Origin of the sequence: Paractinoplanes rhizophilus (assembly GCF_042664765.1) — a bacterium.
Lineage (GTDB): Bacteria > Actinomycetota > Actinomycetes > Mycobacteriales > Micromonosporaceae > Actinoplanes > Actinoplanes rhizophilus.
Map to the genome: position 1 here is coordinate 1 of NZ_JBHTBJ010000133.1, position 732 is coordinate 732.

Annotated in this window: 1 protein-coding gene; it reads right to left on the reverse strand. The window is 62.7% G+C overall.

Annotated features, from left to right (window positions below; genetic code table 11):
• A partial coding sequence (locus ACFQS1_RS40565; RefSeq protein ID WP_378978414.1) for an IS256 family transposase occupies positions 1–730 on the reverse strand: 730 nt, incomplete at its 3' end.
• Positions 731–732: the final 2 nt, after the last annotated feature.

Genomic DNA, 732 nt, shown 5'->3' on the forward strand with positions numbered 1-732 from the left:
CGATCGCGTCCGGCAGGCCGGTCAGCCCGTCACAGCAGGCGATCAGCACGTCCCGCACGCCACGGTTACGCAGATCGGTCAGGACCTTCTGCCAGAACTTCGCGCCCTCGGTGTCGGCGATCCAGCAGCCGAGCGCGTGCTTGCGGCCCTCGACGTCCACGCCGATCGCCAGGTAGGCGACCTTGGTCGTGACCACCCCGTTGTCTTTCACCCGAATCCGGATACCGTCGATATACAGAATCGGATAAACCTCGTCCAGCGGCCGCGACTGCCACATCTTGATTTCGTCGACCACCACATCGGTCACATTCGAGATCAACTCCCGTGACGCATTAACCCCATACACCTCCAGCAAATGCGCCTCGATATCCCGCGTGGTCATGCCACGCGAGTAGAGCGACAGAATCATCTCGTCGATATTGCCGATCCGCCGCGCCCGTTTCGGCACGATCGCCGGCTCGAACGAGCCGTTCCGATCCCGCGGCACACTCAACTCGACCGGCCCGTTCACCGTCGACACCGTCTTGCGCGTCCTGCCGTTACGAGAATTGCCGGTCCCACGACCGGCCGGATCCCCCGAGCCGTAGCCGAGATGATCGGTCATCTCGGCCTGCAACGCCCGCTCGAGAACCGCTTTCGTCATCTGATTCAACAAACCGTCCACACCATCCAGCGGCGTGCCGGCCCGCTTCGCGTCATTGATCAACGCATCGATCGATTCCGCCGACAACG